The sequence below is a fragment of the Pseudomonas sp. AC229 genome, assembly GCF_979254655.1.
This window is the reverse complement of record NZ_CEEDHK010000016.1, coordinates 66,886-90,258: the sequence shown is the minus strand read 5'-3', so window position 1 is coordinate 90,258 and position 23,373 is coordinate 66,886. Positions and strand designations below refer to the sequence as shown.

Sequence of the window (23,373 nt, the reverse complement as noted above, 5' to 3'; positions counted from 1 at the left end):
AAATAGCCACTTGGGCGGTCTTGGCTGCTCTTCCGACGCTATGCTAGGTTGCAGCCTCGCCAGGAAAGTCGCCGCATTCAGCGCACCCTAAGAACAAGAGGACACCCCATGGCCGAGGCAACGCCCGCGCTCGAAATCCGTAACCTGCACAAACGCTACGGCGACCTCGAGGTGCTCAAGGGCATCTCGCTTACCGCCCGTGACGGCGACGTGATCTCGATCCTCGGCTCTTCCGGTTCTGGCAAATCCACTTTTCTGCGCTGCATCAACCTGCTGGAAAACCCACACAAGGGCGAAATTCTAGTGGCCGGCGAAGCGCTCAAGCTCAAAGCAGGCAAGCACGGCGAACTGGTCGCGGCGGACAACAAGCAGATCAACCGCCTGCGCAGCGAAATTGGCTTTGTGTTCCAGAACTTCAACCTGTGGCCGCACATGACGGTGCTCGACAACATCATCGAGGCGCCACGTCGCGTACTGGGCTTGAGCAAAGCCGAAGCCACCGAAAGGGCCGAAGCGTTGCTGGCCAAAGTGGGCATCGGCGACAAACGCCACGTGTACCCCGCGCAGCTGTCGGGCGGCCAACAGCAGCGCGCCGCCATCGCCCGCACATTGGCGATGCAACCCAAAGTGATTCTGTTCGACGAGCCCACCTCGGCACTCGACCCGGAAATGGTCCAGGAAGTGCTTAACGTTATTCGCGCGCTCGCCGAAGAAGGTCGGACCATGCTGCTGGTCACCCACGAAATGAATTTCGCCCGCCAGGTGTCCAGTGAAGTGGTGTTTCTGCACCAGGGCCTGGTGGAAGAACAAGGATCGCCCGAGCAGGTGTTCAGCAACCCGAACTCGGCGCGCTGCAAGCAATTCATGTCCAGCAATCGCTAACACGGAGCAACAACCCATGCAGAACTACAAAAAGATACTGCTGGCCGCGGCCGCTACCCTGGCGTTCGGCACTGGTGCCGTCGCCGCTGACAAACTGAAAATCGGCACCGAAGGCGCCTACCCACCGTTCAACCTGATCGACGCGAGCGGCCAGGTCGGCGGTTTCGACGTAGAAATTGCCCAAGCCTTGTGCGCAAAAATGAAGGCCGAGTGCGAAGTGGTCACGTCTGATTGGGACGGCATCATCCCCGCCCTGAACGCCAAGAAGTTCGACTTCCTCGCCGCCTCCATGTCGATCACCGAAGAGCGTAAAAACGCCGTCGATTTCACCGACGCGTACTACACCAACAAACTGCAATTCATTGCTGCCAAAGACAAACCGTTCAAAACCGACAAAGCCAGCCTCAAAGGAAAAGTGATCGGCGCCCAGCGCGCGACCATCGCCGGCACCTGGCTGGAAGACAACATGGCTGACGTCGTCGACATCAAGCTCTACGACACCCAGGAAAACGCCTACCTCGACCTGGCCTCCGGCCGTGTGGATGGCGTGCTCGCTGACAAATTCGTGAACTGGGAATGGCTGAAAAGCGAAACCGGCAAAGGCTTCGAATTCAAAGGCGACCCGGTGTTCGACAACGACAAAATCGCCATCGCCGTCCGCAAAAAAGATCCGCTGCGCGAGAAGTTGAATGCTGCGCTGAAGGAGATCATCGCAGACGGTACGTATAAAAAGATCAACGACAAATACTTCCCCTTTAGCATTTACTAAGCGGCCTCCTGGCCGTCGGCCATGCTGCGTTGAAACCGCGCCGTGCCTGCTCACGTACCAAAGTAGTTGAAGTGCTTAGGTACGCTGCGCTGCCCGGCGCGATTTCGCCTTGCCTGGCTCTAGTCCAGAAGCCCTCGAATGTTGGGCTCCTTCGCCTCTTCAAAGCAGTAAAAAACGATGATCTTTGATCTTCATGGATTCGGCCCCGCGCTGCTCGCTGGGACACTGATGACCATCAAACTGGCGCTAAGCGCGCTGTGTTTGGGTCTGGTGCTCGGCCTGCTGGGCGCGCTGGCCAAAACATCCCCGCACAAGCCTTTGCAATGGCTCGGCGGCACGTATTCGACCCTGGTGCGCGGCATTCCCGAGCTGCTGTGGGTGCTGCTGATTTATTTCGGCACGGTCAATTTAATGCGCAGCATTGGCGAAGCCATTGGCATGGAAAGCCTGGAGCTGAGCGCCTTCGCCGCCGGCACCATCGCCTTGGGCTTGTGCTTCGGCTCGTATGCGACAGAGGTTTTCCGCGGCGCCATTCTGGCGATCCCGCGTGGTCACCGTGAGGCCGGCCAGGCATTGGGCTTGTCCAAAGGCCGCACGTTCTGGCGCATCATTCTTCCGCAAATGTGGCGCATCGCCCTGCCGGGTCTGGGCAACCTCTTCATGATTTTGATGAAAGACACCGCGCTGGTGTCGGTCATCGGCCTGGAAGAGCTGATGCGCCGTTCGCAGATTGCGGTCACGTCCAGCAAAGAACCGTTCACCTTCTTTCTGGTGGCGGCATTCATCTACCTCGGCCTGACGGTGGTCGCCATGACCGCCCTGTATTTCATCGAAAGACGCGCCAGCCGCGGCTTCGTTCGGAGCGCGTGATGGACTGGAACGTAATCATCAAGTACCTGCCGCGCCTGTTCGACGGTGCGATATTGACCCTGGAGTTGGTCGCGTTCGCCGTGATCGCCGGCCTGATTCTGGCGCTGCCCATGGGCATCGCTCGCGCCTCGCGCCACTGGTACGTGCGCGCCTTGCCGTACGGTTACATTTTCTTCTTTCGCGGCACGCCACTGCTGGTGCAGTTGTTCCTGGTGTATTACGGCGCCGCGCAATTCGACGTGGTGCGCCACGGCCCGTTGTGGCCGTATTTGCGCGATCCGTACTGGTGCGCGGTGCTCACCATGACCCTGCATACCGCCGCCTACATCGCGGAAATTCTGCGCGGCGCCATTCAAGCCGTGCCGCCGGGCGAAGTGGAAGCGGCGCGCGCGCTGGGCATGTCGCGGGCGCAGGCCATGCTGCACATCATTCTTCCCCGCGCCGCGCGTATCGGCTTGCCGGCCTACAGCAACGAAGTGATCCTGATGCTCAAAGCCAGCGCCCTGGCGAGCACCATCACCCTGCTGGAACTCACCGGCATGGCGCGCACGATCATCGCCCGCACCTACTTGCCGGTAGAGATTTTCTTCGCCGCCGGCCTCTTCTACCTCGCCATCGCCTTCGTGCTGGTGAAAGGTTTCAAACTGCTGGAACTCTGGCTGCGCGTCGACGCCACGCAAGGCCGCTAGAATAGGCGCCCGCCCATGCGCCACGTCGGCCATGGGCAATCCTCAAACTGTTCGCCATGACCGACTCCGCCGTACTCACGGGTTCTGCCTTGCTGCCGCGCTTTCAAGCGCTGGACGACTTTCTGCTGCGCCATCAACACCTCTGGCGGCCGCGCCCTTTTACCCACCGGCAATTGCCATGGGAAGCCGAGCACACCGAACTGGCCGCCTGGCTGCGCGCGCGCTCACTGGCGGATGCCGAGGCGGCGCACAACCACCCGGAGCGCGTGCAAGCGCCCGCACCGTTCGGTGAGTTGGCCGCGCAGTCCGCTGCATTGGCCAACGTCGGGGCATTGCCAACCGCGAACCGAGCCGCACCGTTGGCCCATTTCTCAGTCGACATTCCGGGCCGCAAATGGGAGCAGATTCAGGCCTTCGCCAGTTGCGTGAATTTTGCTGAACCACCCCAGCACTGGCTGGACTGGTGCGCCGGCAAAGGACACCTCGGCCATTTGCTAGCCCGCGACGGGCAGCCCCTCACCTGCCTGGAGCACGACGCCACGCTGGTCGCTACCGGTGCGCAACTGGCACATCGCCGGGGCATAACCGGACGGCACATCGAACAAGACGTGCTCGCCGACACCGCCAATCAGCACGTTCACCCAGATCAGACGCCGGTTGCTCTGCACGCTTGCGGCGACCTGCACGTGCGCCTGCTGCGCCTGGCGAGCGAAGTCGGCTGCCGGCAATTGGCCGTCGCCCCGTGCTGCTACAACCGCATCGCGGCCACGCACTACCAGGCGTTATCCACAGCGGGCAAGACCTCTGCACTGCAACTCTCCATCGACGACCTTGGCCTGCCACTGAGCGAAACCGTCACCGCAGGCGCGCGGGTTCGCCGCCAACGCGACACCTCCATGGCCCGTCGCCTGGCCTTCGACCTGCTGCAACGCGAACTGCGCGCCGTGGACGACTACCTGCCAACGCCCTCGCTGCCACCGAGCTGGCTACACAAAGACTTCGCCGACTACTGCCGCGATCTTGCCCAACTAAAAGCACTGCCCGCCCCCGCCCAGCGCGACTGGAAAGTGCTGGAACACAAAGGCTGGGCGCGACTGGCCGAAGTGCGCAATCTGGAACTGGTACGCGGCCTGTTTCGGCGCCCGCTCGAGATCTGGCTATTGCTAGACCGCGCCCTGTTTTTGCAAGAACGCGGGTACAGGGTTCAGCTCGGACAGTTCTGCGTAGGCCATGTCAGCCCACGCAACCTGATGCTTCTGGCAGAACGCTAAAAGTTGCCCACACAATCTGTGGATAACTTTGTTGATAGTTTCTGGGCAACCTCGGCAAAGCCCGGTGCTACTAGGGCTCGCAAAACGTGATTATTTTTTAATCAGACTTAAAAAATCAACAAAACCAGTAAGTTAGCAGCGCTTGTCAAGTACTCACATTAAATGGGCTGGCTTGCGCTGCCTCTCATCGCAATTGTGCATAAGCCTATGCCGACACGTTCAAATCCAAGCAAAAAATCACCGTAGATCAGGCCTTTACTCGCCGCTTCTAATGGATATAATGGCGGCCCTGAAATGCCGGTATAGCTCAGCTGGTAGAGCAACTGACTTGTAATCAGTAGGTCCCGGGTTCGATTCCTGGTGCCGGCACCATATTTCCCAAGGCTTGCAGCCCGATTTATTCGCAAGCCATGCGGTCATACGTAACAAGCCGCGTAACAAGCATTTCCCTTCGCGCTTCTGCGCACACGCCCCGTATGCGATCTGACGTTCTCAGGTAGTGGGGGGGTATTCAAAAAGAGTAATTTTAGTAACCTCTCCCCTGAAAACGACGCAAGCCGTTGATTCCATTGGCTTTTGTGATCGGCCAAAAAGGTAATTTTTAAGTAACATACAAGTAATCTGATTACTCTTTTATAGGGTGATATTTGGCTACGAAAAAAGCCTTATAAATCAGCTACTTGCAGAAAATTACTTTTCCTATTACCTATTTATTACTCCTTTTTGTAACCAGCGAAGCCCCGAACGGCGCGGCTTCCAGGGGTGGTCTGACTGAAGATCACCGAAATTACTCTTTTTGAAAAATGCCCCCATCCCCCGTTTCCGCTGTGCATTCCGACGATGCTCAAAAACCGCCTCCGCGCAGGGTTTCGCAGGGTTTCGAGCCCTCCTGAGTCTTCCACAAGCCTAACGCCGGGGCTGCGCTGACGGCTCCGCAGGGGTGCAGAAAAAACGCCCCATTTAGCCCGGGGGCGTGGCGGGGGGACGAGCGCGCGCCAAGGGCCGCAAACGGACTGGTTCTAGGAGCGACGCACGCCGGGTTGCGTTGCCTGCTACAGCCGCAGCCGGGCAAACTATTCAGACAGACAAGCCATGGACCAGACCTGCAAGGAGACAGGCATGACCCTGCCGGTATCGTTTGATTTTGAGAGCCTGCCAATGCGTGTGCTTTGCGGCGATGACGGTGAGCTATGGTTCTGCGCGACTGACGTTTGCGCCGTGCTTGGCTACCAGAACGCGCCACAAGCGGTGATCAAACATTGCCGAGAGGCTGGTATATCGAAACGAGATATCAGCTCAGGTGGTCAGCGACGCGAGCTGATATTCATCAACGAAGGGAACCTCTATCGGTTGATCATCAAAAGTCGAAAGCAGGAGGCCAAAAGCTTCGAGTCATGGGTTTGTGATGAGGTACTGCCAACCCTCCGCAAAACCGGTCGATACCATATGAGCAGCCAGACTCCAGCGGCTTTGCGCATCGCCAACCACCGCCTGCGGTTATCACTGGCCAAGAATTTATACCTCACCCGCGACAGGGAGCTTCGTCAGTTGATACACCAGCAACTGGCCGAGGTTTCTGTTGCGCTGGGTCTTCCGGTACCGGAAATAGAAAACTTGGGACGCGCAGCGCCCCAAGCACTTGATGTCGTGTCCCCGTTTTGGCTGGCGTTATCCTTTTTGGACAGAGAGGGCGTCAATTACAACCACGCCCATGTTGGCGGACTGCTGGCGGTCAACCTCCCGGAGCTAGCCCGGCTGCTGTCAGAGCACGGCAACCCGTTGCGCCTAGACAGCGCGCTTCGTCAGGGACTTTGGCAGAGCGAAGCACCACGCTGCCTATATAAGAATCATCCGATCAATAGTCGATTAACAGGCAGGACCGTTCGTTGTTGGGTTTTTGAACGAACGTAGATAGAGAGAAAGCCTTCCACCAATCGGAAGGAGAGGGTCTGTTTAATTGACAGGCCCTTTGAAGTTGAGCACCGAGCCACGTTCCAAAAGCCTCACGTCCGGCTTGCGCTGAAGATCGATGAACACAGAAAAACACCTTCAGGCGAGTTTGACGGGAGATTGCCACGCGCACCGGGGGTATATTCGTCTCCTTTCTCACATAGGGACGTGATATGGATAGGTTCAATTGGAAGTGCCCCTACTGCGACCACGCAGCGGTGGTAACCGAATCAAACTTCGATACTTTCCGGAAGGATTTCGACAAGCGCAATAAATATGGCTGGCTTTCTATCTTCGGCGAGATAGTGGTTTGCCCAAACCCAGATTGTCTGGAATTTGCTATCAAAGTGTCGCTGATGAAGACGTTCGTCGCGGGGGGACAACGGCATCTAGGCGATAAAATTCAGCAATGGCGCCTGTGTCCTGCTAGCAACGCTCGGTCATTTCCAGAATACGTGCCTACCCAAATTCGGCAAGATTATGAAGAAGCATGCCTGATAGTCGACCTTTCGCCCAAAGCCTCAGCCACCCTCGCGCGACGTTGTCTCCAAGGAATGATCCGAGATTTCTGGAACGTGTCAGCCAAAACACTCTATGCAGAAATAGACGGGATTAAAGATAAAACTGATCCCGAGACTTGGGATGCTATCGATTCTCTACGCAGGGTAGGAAACATCGGTGCACATATGGAAAAGGACATCGATGTCATTGTCGACGTCGATCCCTCAGAAGCGGAGCTGCTAGTCGAGTTGATAGAGACACTCATAAACGAGTGGTACGTCCATCGCCATAACCGACAACTGCAAATGGCAAAAATAAAGGCTTTAGGCGCAGAAAAGGATGCGTTACGCAAAGCGCAAGGTGACGCGCCATAGTGAATAGCTGATGCTCTAAGAAGCTGCTTCGCAGAAGCAGCTCTATGCAACGACCTAAGGTGGTGTGGGTATTTCATAAGCGGCAAACCGCACTACCTCCTCACCCAACCATTCGTTGATTTGTTGCAAGCGCGCCTGCTCAGGCTCCAGCTCGTTGACTGCCCATACCTCAGCAGCATCTCGAATCGATCCGAACCCGCCAGCGTTCTGCGGCACCACGCCCATGAGCTGCGGCGGAATGCGCAACATTGCCAATTGGTCGTCGCGGCTGATGTTCTTGATGGTGCCGAAGTCGTCCTTAGCGGCCACTTCGCTGATGGGGATCAGTTGCAGGCCGTCTTTCTTCCCGCCCGGGGCATACATGAACAGGTTGCGGAAGTTGCCCGGACCCTTGCTGTTGCGCATTGCGGTGCGCAGATCGGACACGAAGTCTTCGTTGCCGGCAGGGTCGGTCATATACAGGATGAAACCGGCATGGCTGCCGTTCTGGTAATACTTGCGGCGAAAGAGCGTCGACGCCTCGTTGAGTAGCGCGCTTTGCAAAGCCGGCAGCCATTCGGGTAGGCCGTAGATCTCCTGGTTGATGTCCGCAACGCGCAGGTGGCAGATGCTGCCGCGCTTGAATTCATGCTCGTCGCGCCAGCCACGCACCTGGTAATACGTCTCCAGATCTACACCACGGCGCACGTACTTGGCCAGGCAAGGCTGCAAGCCGATGGCTTGCCGGAGCATGTTGTCGCGCTTCTCCAGGTACAGGTTGCCGGACCAGCCGAGGTCCATCGCGATCTGCTCGAACGCTTGGCGGCTTAGCAGACGATGGGGAATGAAAGTGCGGGCTAGCGCGTTTCGCTTGAAGATGAGGCCCGACTGCAAATACACGCTCGCCTTCGAGGACTTGGCCAGCCCTTCCATCGAGACGGGTGGCTCGTACCAGCGGCCGTTTGCCCAGCATTCCAGGTAGTCGAGAATGTCCCGCCCATCGAGCACCGGCGCCGGGTCGCCAAAACTGAAAGCGACCGACTCACCGCCGCCCTTTTGAACCAGGAGCTCGCCTTCCACTTCACCCGCTGGCGGCATGGTTGCCACCTGGTGGCTTTTGCGGTTTTTGCTCATGTGAAAATCTCCATGATGCCGGTGTTGGCCTTGGTCTGGCCTTCTAGCGGCTCGTTGTGCAGGGCGTGGAAAAGCGCCCACGCCAGATCGGCGTGGCCGGTGTTGTCGTTGCGGCCGGCGGTGTAGGTGAACTGGCGCCCGCCCGGGGTGATGGTTTTGCGAATGGCCATGAGGGACTGCGCCACGTCGGTCCAACCAGCGTCGAACTCAAGCCGCCCTTTGTTCACCACGTCCCAAGCTTTCATCACCAAACGGGTCTTAACCTCGGGGTTGTAGGTGAACGTCTTCAGCGAGGGGAAGAACTGGCGGACGAGCTGGGCCACGGCGCTGCCTAAGCCCGTGGTGTCGATACCGATATAGGTGACGTTGTAGCGGCGTGTGACCTGCCGGATGGTTTCGGACTGACTGTTAAAGTCCATGCCACGGAACTGGTGGCGCTCCAGGACACGAAATTTGCCGCCCGGTACGAGGGGTGGCGCCACGACGACCAATCCTGCCGAGTCGCCGCTCTCCGCAGGATCGTAGCCAACCCAGACTTGGCGCTCGCCAAACGGCCGCGCATGGAACGGGCGAAAGTCTTCAGCCCATTCGGTCCAGCTGTCCACCATGCAGGGCTGCAACAGGGCCAGCGGAAAGATGCTCGCGCCGTCGTCGACGAATTGGCACATGAGCAGGTTTTGGAACGCCGCCGCATCGTATTCGCGGCGCAACTCGTCGATGTCGAAGAGATCGCAGCCACGCTGCTCCGCGTCGAGGATCGTAACGATCTGGCGCCAGATGTTGTCCTCGCAAAACCGCCCTTGCTGCAACGCGCTGTGGCTCACGTCCAGCTTGACCTGCTGTGCCGTCGGCTTGCCCTTGTTGAACCGCTCACCCGTCCAAAAGGTGTAGGCCTCGTGCGCCATCGAGCTGGGCGTAGAGAAATAGGTCCGGCGGTATTTCTTCTGCATCGCCATGCCGCTGGCGACCTTGTTCAGCTCCTGGAACTTGTAGGTCCAGAAGAATTCGTCGAAGTAGAAATTGCCGTGATAGCCCTGCGCGGTGCGGGCGTTTGTGCCGAGGAAATGCAGCTCGGCGCCATTCCCCAAAATGATCGGGTCGCCGGATACATCAACGCCTGCAACGTCACGCGCGAAGGCCTGGATATAGGCCTTAAAGATATGCGCCTGCGCCTTGCTCGCGGACAGGAAAATCTGGTTGCGGCCGGTGGTCAGCGCATCGAGCAGCGCCTCGCGTGCAAAGTAAAACGTCGCACCGATTTGCCGGCTTTTGAGGATCACCCGGGTGCGCTGTTCACCCGCTCGATACCAGTCTTTTTGATACCCAAAACTCTCATCAAGAAACGCCTCAAGCAGTTTCTCGATCTGTTCCTCTGTGAACTCGTTTCGCTTCGGCTTACGCTTTGGCCCAGCGTTGCGCTTATCCAGTTCGGGGTTGAGCTCGGTTTCCGTGCCACCATCCTGGAAGCGCTGTATGCGGGCTTGCCGCTCCAACTGACGGCCCAGCAGGTCGATCTCTTTGTAGTCCGCGCCGCTCTTCGGATCCTTGAGAATCAGTTGAACAAGCCGGGCCTCTGTTGCCGCCTGAATGCGCTCCAAAGGCGTCGCGCGGTCCCAGTCGTCCCGGGCTTTCCAGCTATGGAGAGTCTTTTCCTTTTCGCCGGTCAGCTCGGCGATTTCGCACACGCGAAAGCCCTGCCAATACAGGTGCTTGGCGTGGCGGCGGGGATCGGTGGGTAGATCGACGATGGAATTCATGGCGCCGATGCTGCCGCTCGCACGCGCGAGCCCCTATCGCCAAGCCCTGTAGCGCGCCCCGCTACATCCTCAGCGCGTTGCCGCGCCCCGCCGCGCTGCCGACCATGCCCTCAACGCAACGGCACTGCCGCCACCGCATTGAGGACTGCCCGCATGACCACCCCCGCCAAGAAATTCCGCTCCAAGTGGTTTCGTGTTGCCGTAGAAGGCGCCACCACCGACGGCCGCAACATTGAGCGCTCCTGGATTGAGCAGATGGCCGCCCAATACAGCCCCAACACCTACGGCGCCCGCATCAACTGTGAACACATCAAATGGTCGCTGCCGGGTGGCGAATTCGGCGCCTATGGCGACGTGCTTGCCTGTAAGGCCGAAGAGGTCGAGATCAACGGCACCAAGAAGCTGGCGCTGTTCGCTCAGTTGGAGCCGAACGAAGCCTTGCTGGCCCTGAACAAGCAAAACCAGAAGGTCTACACCTCCGTCGAAATCAACCCCAAGTTTGCCGACACCGGCAAGGCATACCTGGTTGGCCTGGCGGTAACCGACACCCCAGCCAGTCTCGGCACCGAAGCGCTCCAGTTCAGCGCTCAGCACGGGACCTTGGCGAATCGCAAACAGGACAAAGACAACCTGTTCAGCGCCGCTGAAGAGTCGGTACTCGAATTCGAGGAAGTCACCGAGCCCGAGAACAAGGCCCTCGGCCTGTTCAACCGGGTGATGGATGCCCTCGGCAAAAACAAGGAAAAAAACGTCAAGGATGAAGCCCAGTTCTCCGAGCTCACTCAGGCCGTGGAGGCACTTGCCACCCATGCCAAGGAGCAAGGCGAAGCCTTCGCCAAAGAGCAGAAGGATCACCAAGAGCTGTTCACCAAGGTCACCACGCTGGAAGGCGAGCTGACCGCCCTGGTGAAGCGTCTCGGCGATACCGAGGACCACAGCCAGCAACAACGCCCCCGGGTTTCCGGTGGAAACGGCCAGGCCCTGACCACCTACTGACACCTCGCGAAGTCCGCACCAATCGGAGAAATACCCCATGCGTAAAGAAACCCGCCTAGCGTTTAACGCTCTGGCCGTGCAGATCGCTCTGCTCAACTCCGTGCCAAGCGCAGCGGAGAAATTCAACGTCGAACCGAGCGTTCAGCAAAATCTGGAAGTGGCCATTCAGGAGTCCGACGGCTTCCTGACCCGCATCAACATCATCGGCGTAACCGAGCAAAGCGGCGAAGCGTTGCTGCTGGGCGTAAACGGCCCAATTGCCAGCCGCACCGATACCAGCGCCGGCGGCCGTCGCAACCCGTCCAACGTTTCCACGCTGACCAAAGACGAATACGTCTGCAAAAAAACCAACTACGACACGTCGTTCCCTTATGCGCTGCTCGATGCGTGGGCGAAGTTCCCCGACTTCCAAGTCAAGCTGTCGAAAGCCATCGCCCTGCGCCAAGCCTTGGACCGCATCATGGTTGGCTTCAACGGCACCACCGCCGCAGCCAACACCAACCGCGCCACCAACCCGCTCGGCCAAGACGTCAACATTGGCTGGTTGGAGAAAATCCGCATCAAGGCGCCGGACCGCGTACTCGACTCCGGCGTAACTGCTGGCAAGGTCAGCATCGGCGCCAATGGCGACTACAAAAACCTCGACGGCCTCGTCTTCGACGCGGTGCAAATGCTGGATCCGTGGCACCGCAGCCGGCCGGACTTGGTAGTGCTCATCTCTCGCAACCTGATGCACGACAAGCTGCTGACGGCGGTAGAGAAAGGTGCTGCCTCCAACCAGGAAGAGAACGCTGCGCAGGAAATTACCGCCCGTGCACGCGTTGGCGGGTTGCCCATCGTCGACGCGCCGTTCTTCCCGGACAACACGGTGTTGGTCACTACCCTCGCCAACCTGTCGATCTACTGGCAGGAAAGCGGCCGCCGCCGTCACTTGAAAGACGAGCCCGAATACGACCGCATTGCGGACTACCAGTCGTCCAACGACGCCTATGTGGTCGAGGACTTCGGCCTCGCTGCCCTGGTCGAAAACATCGAGGTCGCGTAAGCCATGGGACTGACCCTTGCCCAAGCCAACCAGCAGCGCAAACGCGCTGCCATGGAGGCAGCTATGACCGCACCGGCCGCCCTGATGGTGGGCGCCACAGGTTATGAAGTGCAAATGGCCCAGCTTCACCAGGACCAACTGCGCCTCAGCAATCTTCAATCCACCGAAGCCAAAGCGGCGCTCAAGGTCGAACTGTTGCCGCAGTACGCGCCATACATTGAGGGGGTGCTGTCAGCAGGCAAGGGCGCACAGGACGACGTAGTCGTCACCACCATGCTTTGGCGCTTTGACGCAGGCGACTTCGCTGGCGGTCTGGACGTCGCTGCCTACGTTCTGCAGCACGGCCTGAAAATGCCGGATCGCTTTAACCGCTCCACCGGCTGCGTGGTGGCGGAGGAAGTGGCGGAAGCCGCGCTCAAAGCGCTCAAGCCCGACGGCGGCAGCTTCGATCCGGTGATTCTGGAGCGCGCTCGCGTATTGACCGCCGAGCACGACATGCCTGATCAGGCGCGCGCCAAGTTGTTTCTGGCCATTGGCAAAACCGCCCTCAAGTCCGTTAACGCCGAGCAGATTGACGGCCCGGCCGTGGAGCGTTTGAACGCAGCGAAAGTTGCACTCACGCGCGCCATCGAGCTGCACGACGCCTGCGGTGGCAAAACCGACCTGGCCAACGTCGAGCGCCTTCTCAAAAAACACGCTGGCCCTGCCAGCTAACCGAGCGGTCCCCCGCAACCCCGGCGGCTCGGGGCTGATCAGCAGACCTCACTCCTTGGCCTCGCTGTGACGCCCCGACCACCGCCGACTTTCACGAGTGATAGGCATGAGCGGATTCGTAGCCGGCGGCACCCCAAATGACGCCTACCCGATCAGCAATGCGGACTTTTGGCCGGAGATCGATGGCCAGAAATTGCGCGCCGCGATGCGTATCGACTCAAGCGTCACTGACGCACGCCTTGAGGTGGCCACCGTCAACGCCATGATCGAGGCCAACCGCGAGCTCGCTGGCTATCGCGCGAAGCGCCAGGCCGAAGGCTTCGCCACCTTGGCGGCCGTGCCCAGCGAAATGATCAAAGGCGAAAGCCAACAGGTTCATCTGTACCGCCGCGTCATTTACACCGGCGCGTTAGCCGAGCTGATCGAGCGTTACAACAGCTTCGACGCGACCAACAGCGGCGAGCAAAAAGTCACCGAGGAAGTGAGCAGCCCGGACCAGTTACGGCGCGACGCACGCAAGGCGCTGCGGACTATTTTGGGCATCAGCCACGCCACCGTGGAGCTGCTGTAGTGGCCACCGTGATCGCCTCGCAGGGCGACACCGTAGACAGCCTCTGCTGGCACTACTACGGCCGCACCGCTGGCGTCACCGAAGCAGTGCTCGATGCCAATCCAGGCTTGGCCGACTTCGGCCCAATCATTCCCCACGGCACCCCCGTCACTCTGCCGGAAGCCGCCCCCCAACCTGAACAACGCCAAGTGGTGAACCTATGGGATTGAATCAAGACACGGCCGTCGTCTTCCTCGCGCTCTACAAGGCACGCGGCAAACTCTTCAACTGGATGATCCGTTTGTGGACCCGCTCCAAATACAGCCATTGCGAGCTGGTAATGCCCGACGGCCGCTGGCTTTCGGCGAGCGCAATGGACGGTGGCGTCCGCGCGAAGAACGTCGATTTTGACCCGGACCATTGGGACCTGATCCCTCTGCCCTGGGCGAGCGTTCCGCTCATTGAGCAACTGTTCGCCAAGCACAAAGGCAAGGGCTACGACTGGCTCGGCATCGTGCTTTCCCAATTCTTGCCGCTCGCCATCGACAACAAAACCCGCATGTTTTGCAGCGAGTTCTGCGCGGCCGGCTTGGGCCTGTCGGACGCGGCCCCTCGCTTTAGCCCGGTTCTGCTGAGTGAGGTGGTGCGGCGCATCAACCAGTTGCCGCTTGAACAGCCCACCTACGCGCTGGCGCAGGGTGAAAGGAATGAAGCGAATGCCTGACCGTCCCGAAACGTGGGCCTGGTTCGCCGCCTGGCTGGAGCAAAACTTCCCGGCGCTGTACGCCGGCGGCCTCGCCTTGATGGTGGCGGCTTGGCGAATAATTTACACCGGTGGCCGCGTGCGCCAGATCGCTATGGAGGCCCCTCTCTGCGGCCTGCTCGGCGTGGGCGTGCACTACGGCGCCGAATTCATCGGTGCCCCCGCGAGCGCGGGCACTTTCTTCGCGTGCGTGGTCGGGTTGCTGGGTGTCGAGACCAGCCGCGCGGCTGCAAAACACGCTTTGGAAAAGAAGGTTGAACAGCTATGAGCGAAGCACTCCGCCACGGTTCTCAAGGTATGGGGGTTCGCCGCCTCCAAGAGCAACTAAACGCCGCCGGCGCCAAGCTGCTGGCCGACGGCGATTTCGGCGACACCACTGAACAAGCCGTCCGCGCCTTCCAGCGAAAGGCTGGCCTGGTCGTCGACGGTGCTGCGGGATCCAAGACGCTGGCCGCGCTTTCCGGGGCTGACTGTCGCAACCTGCTGGCGAATGCGGCGTTAGTGAAAGGCGCGGAACGTCTTGGCGTCGAGCTGGCTGTTATCTATGCCGTGAACGAAGTCGAAAGCCTCGGCGAAGGGTTCCTCGCGAACGGGAAACCGAAAATCCTGTTCGAGCGGCACGTCATGTTTGAGCGCCTGGCGCTAGCCCGTTCCGCAGACGACGACCGAGCCGCATTAGAAAGACACGCCGCAGAGCTCGCCGCGCAGTTTCCCTCCGTCGTGAACACCAAGCCCGGCGGTTATGTCGGCGGTGTTGGCGAACACCAACGCCTGGCACAGGCCCGAATGATCGATGCGCGCTGCGCAAACGAGTCGGCCAGTTGGGGCGCCTTCCAGATCATGGGCTACCACGCCGAGCGCCTTGGCTACCCCAGCGTCGACGAATTCGTTTTGCTGATGAGCAAGGACGAAAACCAGCAGTTCGAGGCCTTCGTTCGGTTCATCGAAGCGGACCCAGTTCTGCACAAGGCGTTGAAGGCGAAAAAGTGGCAGGCCTTCGCCAAGGGCTATAACGGCGCTGGCTACGCCCGAAACCTTTACGACGTGAAGCTGGAGCGCGCCTACGAACGCCACGCCAAATGTGGCTGCGGCCAGGTGGCGGCATGAGCGTCGCCGGTAAAGCGCGGCGCTTGGAGCTTCGAGATGGGGACGTTGTATGCGTGCCCGCCGATACCGACCAAGCCACGTTCGAGGCCTTCGCCAAGGAGCTCATCAGTTCGCGACCAGGTGTCCGACTGACCGTGGTGCTAGGGGACGTCCATTCGCTGGACGAGGCGTCCATGAATGCCGCCGGCTGACACCGCAAATGAGCCCGCTACGTCAGGCGCTGTATGGCGGTGCGCTACTGGCTGCTCTCGCGCTATTGCTCTGGACCCAGCACCTGCGGACGGCCAATGAAGAAGCCGCAGCCGCCCTCGCTGCCCAGCAGCAGCGCGAAGCGGAAGAGCGCATTGAGCGAGATGCCAACACCATCACCAGCCTGCGCGATTCTCTCAGCGATGAGCGAGATGCGCAGGTTGGCCTGCAACTGGCCGGCCAGGATCTGCGCCGCGAGCTGGACGTGCGCAAGCAACAAATCAAGGAGCTGAAACGTGAGAACACTGAACTACGCGAATGGGCTGACGTTGAGTTGCCTGCTGCTGCTCGGCGCCTGCGCGAGCGCCCCGCCATCACCGGAGCGGCAAATTATCGTAAGTGGTTGTCCGGTCGTAACGCCGTGCACATTGAGCGCAACTAAGCCCGACAAAAACGGCGAGCTTCTTGACGACCAGGACGCCACGGAGGCGGACTGGGCCAGCTGCGCCGCCAAGGTCGATATGGTCTACCAGGAGCAACAGAAGGCGGCGGCCCAATGAACAAACCCAACAGCCTGCGCGAACACTTGCTGGCGTCGCTTGCCGAGCTCAAACACAACCCCGACCGCCTATTGATCTTCATCGACAGCGGTACGGTTCGCTGTACCGCCGCGACCGGTCTGTCGTTTGAATACGGCTACACCTTGCAGGTAATCCTCACCGACTTTGCAGGGCACCCGGACAGCGTTTTTGTGCCGCTGCTCGCCTGGCTGCGTCGTCAACAGCCGGAGCTACTGACGAACCTGGAGCGCGGCAAAGATGCCATCGGCTTCGAGGCTGACGTCCTGGACGGAGGCAAAGTTGATATGGCCCTGAGCCTGCCGCTCACCGAGCGGGTGATCGTCAAGCGCAACGCCGACGACACACTCGACATCAACCACCCCGACGAGCCGGACTTCGATCTGTGAGCGATAACCTGCAAGCGCTGGAAGAATGGGCAGGCCTGTTACTTGCCAAGCTTTCACCTGGTGAACAACGGAAACTCAGCTCAGAGCTGGGCCGCAAACTGCGCCGCAACCAACAGCAGCGCATCGCAGCTCAGCGAAACCCGGACGGCACTCCATACGCCACCCGCAAGCCCCGCAAACTGCGAGGCAAGGTCGGTCGGATCAAGCGGCAGATGTTCAGCAAGCTGCGCCAAGCCAAGCACCTGAAGCTGCGCAGCAGCGCCGCTGGCATTACCCTCGGCTTTGCCGGCCGGGTGTCCCGCATTGCACGCGTTCACCAGTTCGGACTACGCGACCGCCCCGCGCGAGGCCAAGCCGACGTGCAATATGAGTGCCGTGAGCTGCTGGGCTTTTCCGAGGCGGATATCGAAATGATTCGGGAATGTCTTCTAAAACATCTCGTGGGCTAGGGCTTGCCGATTGCCTTGCTTCAAGGCAACGTGGTTGGACCACGAACGCTAGTTGAACTTTAACTTCACTACTAACTCGCGCCCCTCCCGTGACCAAAGCGCTAGTTCGCGCAGCTCGTGAGATTGCGTAAAGCGAATGAATAGAAATCTATGGCCAACAATAAAAACCAGCACTTCGTCCCCAGATGCTACCTGCGTCAATTCACAGTCAATGCAGAAAATCTCGCCATCAATCTCTACAACATCGACAGAGACCGTTTTATCGAGACGGCCCCCGTTAAAAATCAATGCTCTCGAGATTACTTCTACGGAAAAAATCAACAATTAGAAGATGCTATTCAAATGCTAGAGGGCGAATATGCGAAAAGTCTTAGAACGATAATTTCAACGCCGCAGGAAATCACCGTAGATACAGTTGAAACATTACGACTTTTTTGGCTTTTCCAATACCTGCGCACCGAAGCGGCGTCTAAACGCGCAGTTGAAATGTCTGATGACCTTTTCAAAGACCTAGCGGTAAAGAGCAGTTCTTATCGGCTGGAAATAAAGGATGCTGTGCAAATGGCGATGGGAACATTTGCTGCGAGCGCATACATCGTGGGTGATTTGAAGGCTTGCTTTATTCGTAACAATTCAGAGTTACCATTTATCACATCTGACGACCCAGCAATTCTCACCAACCGTTGGGCTCTAAATAATCCTAGAAAGACTGGAAAGTCCTTCGGGCTAAATAGATCAGGCCTTATCGCTCTACTGCCGCTGAGCCCGACAATCTGTTTTATGGCTTACGATGGCGATATATATAGCATTCCGCATAAAAATGGCTGGATATCTATTAAAAAGACACAAGATGCAAGGGCGATAAACCAACATCAAATGTTGAACTGCCGAGCGAATCTCTTCATAAAAGACCAAGCTGATTTCGCAAAAATATCGGCCGATTATAAAGAAGTATGCAAATTAAGGATCGATCGTCGCCATCTGACTACATACGCTGCTTATGATCGGACGGAAGGACGGAACAAATTCTACCGAGTCGTGACCATGGAGGAGTCTAAGGCCCATGAGGACGTTATGGTTCATCAAGAGACAGCGCACCCCGTTCCGTCGGAATGGCCGTCATTCCTGCTCTGGCGGCACAAGGCCTGTGTGTATACGAACGGCACAGGCGTAGGGTATATCCGCAAAGCATTTACTGAAGAGAATTCACCGCCGGCGTTTCGAAAAGAATTGGCTTTCTAAAAAGGATTCTCTGCTCGAAAGCAAAAAAGCGTCGGTAGACCTTCCGGAAATAGGGGTGTAACGCGCCCCGCTACAGTGTCGACTGAATGCGCCCCGCGCGCGTGAGCCCCAACATCGGGGGCATGAACAGTCTCGCCGAACTTGCCCGCCTCATTGAGAACCTGGTCCGCCTCGGCACCGTCACCGACGTTCAGGTCGAGCCGCCTCGCGTGCGGGTGAAAAGCGGAAACGTCACCAGCTCATGGGTGCCATGGCTCGCCCTTCGCGCCGGATCCTCGAAAGAATGGGACCCGCCCACCATCGGCGAACAAGCCGTCCTGCTCAGTCCGTCAGGACTGCTTACGCAAGGCGTGGCCTTGGTCGGTCTGTTCAGCGACGCCAACCCAGCGAATGGCGACCGCGAAGGCCTGCACCGCCGTACCTACGCCGACGGGGCAGTTGTGGAATATGACTTCGTTTCCCACGTCCTGCGCGCGACGCTTCCAGCGGGCGGCGTAACGCACCTGGTCAGCACTGGCGGCATCCACATAGAGGGTTCGATCACCCACAAGGGCGACTACACCCAAGAAGGCAACCAGCAAATAACGGGGCTGGTCACTGTCAGCGATGACGTAGTCGCCGCAGGCATCAGCCTGGTAAGCCACACGCACGGTGGTGTCCAGTTCGGTAATAGCCAAACCGGGAGCCCGCAATGATCGGCATGAGCTCGAAAACGGGCCGGACGGTGACCGGCAGCGACCATCTGGCGCAGTCGATTGCCGACATCCTTACCACCCCCATCGGCAGCCGCGTAATGCGCCGTGAATACGGCAGCTACCTGGTGGATCTGATCGACGCCCCATTCAACAACGCCACGCGCTTGCAGGCCTACGCAGCAGTGGCGATGGCCCTCATGCGCTGGGAGCCGCGGATCCGCCTCAACAGCGTGAAGCTTACCCAGGGCGAGGTCGCCGGCCAGGCGATTCTGGACGTCGAGGGTACGCGCACAGACACCAACGAAGCGCTCAGCTTGCGCGTGCCGCTGAGCATGGGGGCCGCTGCATGACCGTCACCTTTACGCCCATCGATCTCAACCAGCTACCGCCGCCAAGTGTGGTCGAACAAATCGACTACGAGGCGATCCTGTCCGAGCGCAAAGCCTACGCGGTGAGCCTCTGGCCAGCCGATTTACAGGCCGAGGTCGCGGCAACGCTGGCGCTTGAATCGGAACCGCTGACCAAACTGCTCCAGGAGAGCGCATACCGCGAAACGTTGCTGCGCCAACGCGTCAATGAGGCATCGCTTGCCGTATTGCTGGCGTTTGCCAAGGGTGCGGATTTGGAGCAGATCGGTGCGCGCTTCAACGTCTCGCGCCTGGTAATCACGCCGGCGGATGACACCGTTGTTCCGCCCGTGGCGGCGGTCATGGAACTGGACGACGCGCTGCGCGAGCGGATCCAGATGGCAATGGAAGGCCTGTCTGTCGCGGGGCCTCGCAATGCCTATATTTTTCACGCCCGCAGTGCGGACGGCCGAGTTGCAGACGCCACGGCACACAGCCCGGCGCCGGCCGAGGTCGTCGTCACCGTGCAGAGCGCACTGGGCAATGGCGCCGCCTCGCCGGAAGAGTTGGCCGCAGTGCTGACCTACCTCAGCGATGAAGACCGCCGCCCGTTGGCAGATCGGCTGACGGTGCAAAGCGCGGAGGTATTGCCTTACACCGTGCAGGCAGTACTCCACCTAATCAATTCCGGCCCGGAGAGCGAACCCATTCGCGCTGCCGCTGAAAAGCGCTTGGCTGCGCTGGTTGGGAAGCGTCGGCGCCTCGGGCAGGAAGTGAACCGCTCGGCGCTTGACGCAGCCCTGCACATCGAAGGCGTTAAACGCGTCGACCTGGTCGGTTGGGCCGATATCGTCGCGACCTTGGAACAGGCGCCGTACTGCACCGGCTACACCGTCGGGGTGGCTGAGTAATGGCCGCCCGCCTTGTGCCCAGCAACGCTACGGAGCTTGAGCGTCTTGCTGCTCAGGCATTGGCGCAGATCGAGCGCGTGCCGGTCCCGCTGCGTGATTTATGGAATCCAGACACCTGCCCCGTCGACCTGCTGCCGTACCTCGCATGGGCGTTTTCGGTAGACCGCTGGTCTCAGGCCTGGCCGGAAAGCGCCAAGCGGCAGGCCATCAAATCGGCGTACTTCATCCATGCCCACAAGGGAACCATCGGCGCGCTGCGGCGGGTGGTGGAGCCCCTCGGCTATCTGATCGAGGTGCAGGAATGGTGGGAAGAGGCGCCGCTCGGCGTCCCCGGCACGTTTCGGCTGTTGATCGGTGTGCTCGACACCGGCATCACCGAGGCCATGTACCAGGAGCTGAGCTGGCTGATCGATGACGCCAAGCCGCTCAGCCGCCACCTTGTGGGCCTGGCTGTTGGCCTGGAGGTTCGCGGCAACCTCCACGTCGGCGCGGCCGGCCTGAGCGGTGAAGTCACGACTGTTTACCCATACGAACCCGGCCCGATTGAAGTCGGAGCCCCCGCCGTACTGTTTGGCGGCGCCGCCCATATCATCGAAACCACGAGCGTTTACCAATGAGCCAAACCTATTTCGCACTGCTCACGGCCATCGGCGAAGCCAAGCTTGCCAACGCCACCGCGTTGGGCACCCCGTTGCAAATCAGCCGTATGGCCGTCGGCGACGGGAACGGCGCCCTGCCCAACCCCACCCGCACGCAAACGGCTCTGGTACGCGAAACGTACCGTGCAGATCTCAACAGCCTGATCGTCGACCCGCTTAACACCAGTCAGATCATCGCCGAGCTCGTGATTCCTGAATCTGAGGGCGGCTACTGGCTTCGGGAGATGGGTTTGTATGACGACGCGGGGGACTTGATCGCCGTCGCCAACTGTCCGCCGAGCTACAAACCGGTAGTGGCGGAAGGCTCTGGCAAGACCCAAGTCATGCGCATGGTGCTCATCGTTTCCAGCACCGCCGCCGTGCAACTGAAGATCGACCCGTCGGTAGTGTTGGCCACCCGCGCCTATGCGGACGCGATCATGGTCAACCATCTAGCGGGCGCCGACCCGCACCCGCAGTACACCACCGAGGCCGAAGTCCAAGCGATGATCGCCGCCGGAATCAACGCCATGGACGGCAAACAAAGCGTGCAATACACGACCGTCGCCAACATCAACCTCAGCGGGTTGGCCGTTCAGGCTGGGGGCGATTGGACGGTGGCACTTACTGCCGGCACGCGCGTCCTGGTCAAAGACAAAACCGACCCGAAGGACAACGGTCTTTGGATCGCAGCGGCCGGCGCCTGGACCCGCGCTATCGACGCCGACTCGAACAGTGAAGTAACCCCCGGCCTGCTGGTTACGGTTGAGCGCGGCAACGCGAACGCCGATAGCACCTGGCTTCTCGTCACCGACGGTCCAATCGTCCTCGGCACCACCGGACTGGTCTTCGAGCTCGTTGCCGGCCAGTCAGGCATCGCGGCCGGCACGTACCGCAGCGTGACGGTGAACAAACGAGGGCAAGTGGTCAGCGGAACCAACCCGACAACCCTCGCTGGGTACGGCATCACTGACGCGTTTCCAGCGGACCGCATTGTGATTTCCACCGCAGCGCCTACGCCCGCCGATGGCGTGGTGGGCACCATCTGGCTGCAGGTGGAAACATGAATTTCCACGCTAAGACCCCGGCTGGGCAAAAGGCTGGCGTCATGCCGAGCGCCAAGATGGCCGACGGTTGGCGTAACGGGGAGGTGCTTTGGGTAAAGGTCGCCGCCGACACTTGGAAGCGCTCCTGGCGCCGCCGCATCGTCTACACGAACCTCGCCGACCTGGCTGACGCCAGCATCTATTCGCTGATGGGCTCGCCCACCAAGCCGCGCGAGTACGTGTTCATCAACAAAGCGGTGCTTCGCGGCGTCTCTGCGGCCGCGCTACGAACCGGCGTATTTCCAGCGGGCTCGACGCTCCTGGTAATCAACGAGGGATACATCAAGGGCGCAGGTGGTGCCGGTGGCGCCGCCGCCGAAGGTCAGCCAGGTGGAACCGGCTTACTTCTGGAATTTGCGACCACCCTGGATAACTCACGCGGCTACATCCAGGGCGGCGGTGGTGGTGGTGGCCTTGGCCAGCACCGCAGCATTCGTTCAGGTGGCGGCGCGAAGATGGTGTACGGCGGCGCCGGTGGCGCAGGCGAAGGCGTAAGCGCTGCCGTTGCCGGCGCCGGTGGCTCGTCATACCCGGGGGATGGTGCTGGCGGTACAGGCGGTGCCGGCGGAGCTGCTGGCGTAGCCGGGGCAGCGGGCAGTGTCGGATGGTCGAACACTACCTATTCCACCTCAGGCCCCTGGGCCGGTGGCGCACCTGGTGCAGCAATTATTTCGGGGGGAAACGTCTTCACGTTCGCCGCCGGCAATTCCACAGACCGCGTTAAAGGAGTCATGTCTTGAGCAATTTTGAAGTCCTTTCTGTATCCACAGCCCTCGGGACAATGGTCATTGACTGGGGGAACGTAACCCTCAACCACTTCATTCCGGCCGACCTGCTGATCGCTGAGAATCTTTCGGCCGCTGAGCTGGAGGAACGTATCGAAGCGATGCGACCAGCTGCGGCCGAACCAATTGAAGTCCCCGCCGCGCTGATCGCCTTGGTGAAGCCAGAGCCGGTCATTGCGCCGGAGATTCGCCTGTGCGCGCTGATTGACGCGGCCGCCGACATGGCCCGCGCCAAGGTTGCTGGCGATCCGTTGCGCGCCGTCGAATACGACCGCGCACGCGTAGAAGCTGAGGCCTTTGCCGCTGCCGGCTTCCAAGGCGAACCGCCGCGCACTGTCGCTGCGTGGGCCATTAACGGGCGCACACCACAACAGGCGGCCGAAAGCATCCTCGCCGAGGCAGCTGCTTACACCGAGGCGCTTTACGTTCTTCGCGAGACGCGCCTCCAAGCCAAAGAGCTCATTCGCATCGCGCTCGCCGCTGGGAACATCGAACAAGCTGAAGACATCGCCGCCGAGACCGTTGCGGCCATTGAGGCGTCTGTTGCCGGCATCGGTAACAACACCGGCGCTTAACCATTTTCCTGGGGAGGATTGCCTCGCATCTGCGGGGCTTTTTTATGCCTGCCCTGTAGCGTGCCCCGCTACACCGCCCACCGCTCGCGCCGCTTGCGCGCGCGCGTCACCCTCAAGG

Annotated in this window: 30 protein-coding genes and 1 tRNA gene; 29 read left to right on the top strand and 2 right to left on the bottom strand. The window is 59.9% G+C overall.

Features of this window, described 5'->3' with window-relative positions; all coding sequences use genetic code 11:
- The first annotated feature begins 108 nt into the window (after nt 1-108).
- The 8 genes from AC0IW7_RS21050 (at nt 109) to AC0IW7_RS21015 (ending at nt 7,306) form a co-directional block, all read left to right on the top strand.
- Nucleotides 109-882 carry an ABC transporter ATP-binding protein gene (locus tag AC0IW7_RS21050; RefSeq protein ID WP_122493474.1) on the top strand — a complete coding sequence of 258 codons (774 nt, stop codon included), beginning with the start codon at nt 109-111 and terminating at the stop codon, nt 880-882.
- Nucleotides 883-898: 16 nt separating this feature from the next.
- Nucleotides 899-1,651 carry an ABC transporter substrate-binding protein gene (locus AC0IW7_RS21045; protein ID WP_463536209.1) on the top strand — a complete coding sequence of 251 codons (753 nt, stop codon included), beginning with the start codon at nt 899-901 and terminating at the stop codon, nt 1,649-1,651.
- A gap of 177 nt (nt 1,652-1,828) precedes the next feature.
- The gene (locus AC0IW7_RS21040) at nt 1,829-2,521 is read left to right on the top strand and encodes an ABC transporter permease (protein WP_471820606.1); all 693 of its coding nucleotides are present in this window, start codon (nt 1,829-1,831) and stop codon (nt 2,519-2,521) included.
- Nucleotides 2,521-3,210 carry an ABC transporter permease gene (locus AC0IW7_RS21035; protein WP_471820604.1) on the top strand — a complete coding sequence of 230 codons (690 nt, stop codon included), beginning with the start codon at nt 2,521-2,523 and terminating at the stop codon, nt 3,208-3,210. The genes AC0IW7_RS21040 and AC0IW7_RS21035 overlap by 1 nt, the downstream gene beginning before the upstream one ends.
- Nucleotides 3,211-3,266: 56 nt before the next feature.
- A complete protein-coding gene (locus AC0IW7_RS21030; RefSeq protein WP_471820603.1) occupies nt 3,267-4,481 on the top strand; it encodes a methyltransferase in 1,215 nt (404 codons plus the stop codon).
- A gap of 296 nt (nt 4,482-4,777) precedes the next feature.
- Nucleotides 4,778-4,853 (top strand) — tRNA-Thr (locus AC0IW7_RS21025).
- Nucleotides 4,854-5,600: 747 nt separating this feature from the next.
- Nucleotides 5,601-6,392, top strand: coding sequence for a BRO-N domain-containing protein (locus AC0IW7_RS21020; protein WP_471820601.1), 792 nt, complete (start codon nt 5,601-5,603; stop codon nt 6,390-6,392).
- A 212-nt stretch (nt 6,393-6,604) separates the two neighbouring features.
- On the top strand, nt 6,605-7,306 hold the full coding sequence (locus AC0IW7_RS21015) for a DUF4145 domain-containing protein (protein WP_471820600.1): 702 nt from the start codon (nt 6,605-6,607) through the stop codon (nt 7,304-7,306).
- A 54-nt stretch (nt 7,307-7,360) separates the two neighbouring features.
- Here the strand turns inward: AC0IW7_RS21015 and AC0IW7_RS21010 are convergent, their stop codons facing one another.
- Together AC0IW7_RS21010 and AC0IW7_RS21005 are read right to left on the bottom strand one after the other, a co-directional pair.
- The gene (locus AC0IW7_RS21010) at nt 7,361-8,419 is read right to left on the bottom strand and encodes a phage portal protein (RefSeq protein ID WP_471820598.1); all 1,059 of its coding nucleotides are present in this window, start codon (nt 8,417-8,419) and stop codon (nt 7,361-7,363) included.
- Complete coding sequence (locus tag AC0IW7_RS21005) at nt 8,416-10,176, bottom strand: terminase ATPase subunit family protein (protein WP_471820596.1); 1,761 nt, start codon at nt 10,174-10,176, stop codon at nt 8,416-8,418. The genes AC0IW7_RS21010 and AC0IW7_RS21005 overlap by 4 nt, the downstream gene beginning before the upstream one ends.
- A 153-nt stretch (nt 10,177-10,329) precedes the next feature.
- On the opposite strand from AC0IW7_RS21005, the gene AC0IW7_RS21000 reads away from it, so the two are divergent.
- The 21 genes from AC0IW7_RS21000 (at nt 10,330) to AC0IW7_RS20900 (ending at nt 23,255) form a co-directional block, all read left to right on the top strand.
- Nucleotides 10,330-11,172, top strand: a complete 843-nt coding sequence (locus AC0IW7_RS21000; protein WP_471820594.1) for a GPO family capsid scaffolding protein — start codon at nt 10,330-10,332, stop codon at nt 11,170-11,172.
- Between the two features lie 37 nt (nt 11,173-11,209).
- The gene (locus AC0IW7_RS20995; protein WP_471820592.1) at nt 11,210-12,217 is read left to right on the top strand and encodes a phage major capsid protein, P2 family; all 1,008 of its coding nucleotides are present in this window, start codon (nt 11,210-11,212) and stop codon (nt 12,215-12,217) included.
- Between the two features lie 3 nt (nt 12,218-12,220).
- The gene (gene gpM / locus AC0IW7_RS20990) at nt 12,221-12,931 is read left to right on the top strand and encodes a phage terminase small subunit (RefSeq protein WP_471820590.1); all 711 of its coding nucleotides are present in this window, start codon (nt 12,221-12,223) and stop codon (nt 12,929-12,931) included.
- Nucleotides 12,932-13,037: 106 nt separating this feature from the next.
- Entirely contained in the window at nt 13,038-13,502 is a 465-nt protein-coding gene (locus AC0IW7_RS20985) for a head completion/stabilization protein (protein ID WP_463542002.1), read from the top strand.
- A complete protein-coding gene (locus AC0IW7_RS20980; RefSeq protein ID WP_463560653.1) occupies nt 13,502-13,711 on the top strand; it encodes a tail protein X in 210 nt (69 codons plus the stop codon). Before AC0IW7_RS20985 ends, AC0IW7_RS20980 begins: the two co-directional genes overlap by 1 nt.
- Nucleotides 13,702-14,205 carry a hypothetical protein gene (locus AC0IW7_RS20975; protein WP_471820587.1) on the top strand — a complete coding sequence of 168 codons (504 nt, stop codon included), beginning with the start codon at nt 13,702-13,704 and terminating at the stop codon, nt 14,203-14,205. The genes AC0IW7_RS20980 and AC0IW7_RS20975 overlap by 10 nt, the downstream gene beginning before the upstream one ends.
- Nucleotides 14,189-14,512, top strand: a complete 324-nt coding sequence (locus tag AC0IW7_RS20970; protein ID WP_463560655.1) for a phage holin, lambda family — start codon at nt 14,189-14,191, stop codon at nt 14,510-14,512. The genes AC0IW7_RS20975 and AC0IW7_RS20970 overlap by 17 nt, the downstream gene beginning before the upstream one ends.
- The gene (locus AC0IW7_RS20965; protein WP_471820585.1) at nt 14,509-15,351 is read left to right on the top strand and encodes an N-acetylmuramidase domain-containing protein; all 843 of its coding nucleotides are present in this window, start codon (nt 14,509-14,511) and stop codon (nt 15,349-15,351) included. Before AC0IW7_RS20970 ends, AC0IW7_RS20965 begins: the two co-directional genes overlap by 4 nt.
- Nucleotides 15,348-15,542 carry a hypothetical protein gene (locus AC0IW7_RS20960; protein WP_471820583.1) on the top strand — a complete coding sequence of 65 codons (195 nt, stop codon included), beginning with the start codon at nt 15,348-15,350 and terminating at the stop codon, nt 15,540-15,542. Before AC0IW7_RS20965 ends, AC0IW7_RS20960 begins: the two co-directional genes overlap by 4 nt.
- An 8-nt stretch (nt 15,543-15,550) precedes the next feature.
- Nucleotides 15,551-15,982: an Rz-like lysis system protein LysB gene (gene lysB / locus AC0IW7_RS20955; RefSeq protein WP_463541998.1), complete on the top strand. Its 432-nt coding sequence runs from the start codon at nt 15,551-15,553 to the stop codon at nt 15,980-15,982.
- Nucleotides 15,870-16,100 (top strand): Rz1-like lysis system protein LysC, encoded by a 231-nt coding sequence (lysC, locus tag AC0IW7_RS20950; protein ID WP_463541997.1) that lies wholly within the window; start codon nt 15,870-15,872, stop codon nt 16,098-16,100. The genes lysB and lysC overlap by 113 nt, the downstream gene beginning before the upstream one ends.
- On the top strand, nt 16,097-16,507 hold the full coding sequence (locus AC0IW7_RS20945) for a phage tail protein (protein ID WP_463541996.1): 411 nt from the start codon (nt 16,097-16,099) through the stop codon (nt 16,505-16,507). The genes lysC and AC0IW7_RS20945 overlap by 4 nt, the downstream gene beginning before the upstream one ends.
- The gene (locus tag AC0IW7_RS20940; RefSeq protein ID WP_471820580.1) at nt 16,504-16,956 is read left to right on the top strand and encodes a phage virion morphogenesis protein; all 453 of its coding nucleotides are present in this window, start codon (nt 16,504-16,506) and stop codon (nt 16,954-16,956) included. The genes AC0IW7_RS20945 and AC0IW7_RS20940 overlap by 4 nt, the downstream gene beginning before the upstream one ends.
- A gap of 150 nt (nt 16,957-17,106) precedes the next feature.
- Nucleotides 17,107-18,198 (top strand): DUF4238 domain-containing protein, encoded by a 1,092-nt coding sequence (locus AC0IW7_RS20935; protein WP_471820578.1) that lies wholly within the window; start codon nt 17,107-17,109, stop codon nt 18,196-18,198.
- A 122-nt stretch (nt 18,199-18,320) separates the two neighbouring features.
- Nucleotides 18,321-18,893, top strand: coding sequence for a phage baseplate assembly protein V (locus AC0IW7_RS20930; protein ID WP_471820576.1), 573 nt, complete (start codon nt 18,321-18,323; stop codon nt 18,891-18,893).
- Nucleotides 18,890-19,243 carry a GPW/gp25 family protein gene (locus tag AC0IW7_RS20925; protein ID WP_471820574.1) on the top strand — a complete coding sequence of 118 codons (354 nt, stop codon included), beginning with the start codon at nt 18,890-18,892 and terminating at the stop codon, nt 19,241-19,243. Before AC0IW7_RS20930 ends, AC0IW7_RS20925 begins: the two co-directional genes overlap by 4 nt.
- Nucleotides 19,240-20,151, top strand: coding sequence for a baseplate J/gp47 family protein (locus tag AC0IW7_RS20920; RefSeq protein ID WP_471820572.1), 912 nt, complete (start codon nt 19,240-19,242; stop codon nt 20,149-20,151). The genes AC0IW7_RS20925 and AC0IW7_RS20920 overlap by 4 nt, the downstream gene beginning before the upstream one ends.
- Entirely contained in the window at nt 20,151-20,768 is a 618-nt protein-coding gene (locus AC0IW7_RS20915; RefSeq protein ID WP_471820570.1) for a phage tail protein I, read from the top strand. Before AC0IW7_RS20920 ends, AC0IW7_RS20915 begins: the two co-directional genes overlap by 1 nt.
- The gene (locus AC0IW7_RS20910) at nt 20,765-21,856 is read left to right on the top strand and encodes a phage tail protein (RefSeq protein WP_471820568.1); all 1,092 of its coding nucleotides are present in this window, start codon (nt 20,765-20,767) and stop codon (nt 21,854-21,856) included. The genes AC0IW7_RS20915 and AC0IW7_RS20910 overlap by 4 nt, the downstream gene beginning before the upstream one ends.
- Nucleotides 21,853-22,635 (top strand): hypothetical protein, encoded by a 783-nt coding sequence (locus AC0IW7_RS20905; protein ID WP_471820566.1) that lies wholly within the window; start codon nt 21,853-21,855, stop codon nt 22,633-22,635. Before AC0IW7_RS20910 ends, AC0IW7_RS20905 begins: the two co-directional genes overlap by 4 nt.
- The gene (locus tag AC0IW7_RS20900) at nt 22,632-23,255 is read left to right on the top strand and encodes a phage tail protein (protein ID WP_471820564.1); all 624 of its coding nucleotides are present in this window, start codon (nt 22,632-22,634) and stop codon (nt 23,253-23,255) included. Before AC0IW7_RS20905 ends, AC0IW7_RS20900 begins: the two co-directional genes overlap by 4 nt.
- Nucleotides 23,256-23,373: the final 118 nt, after the last annotated feature.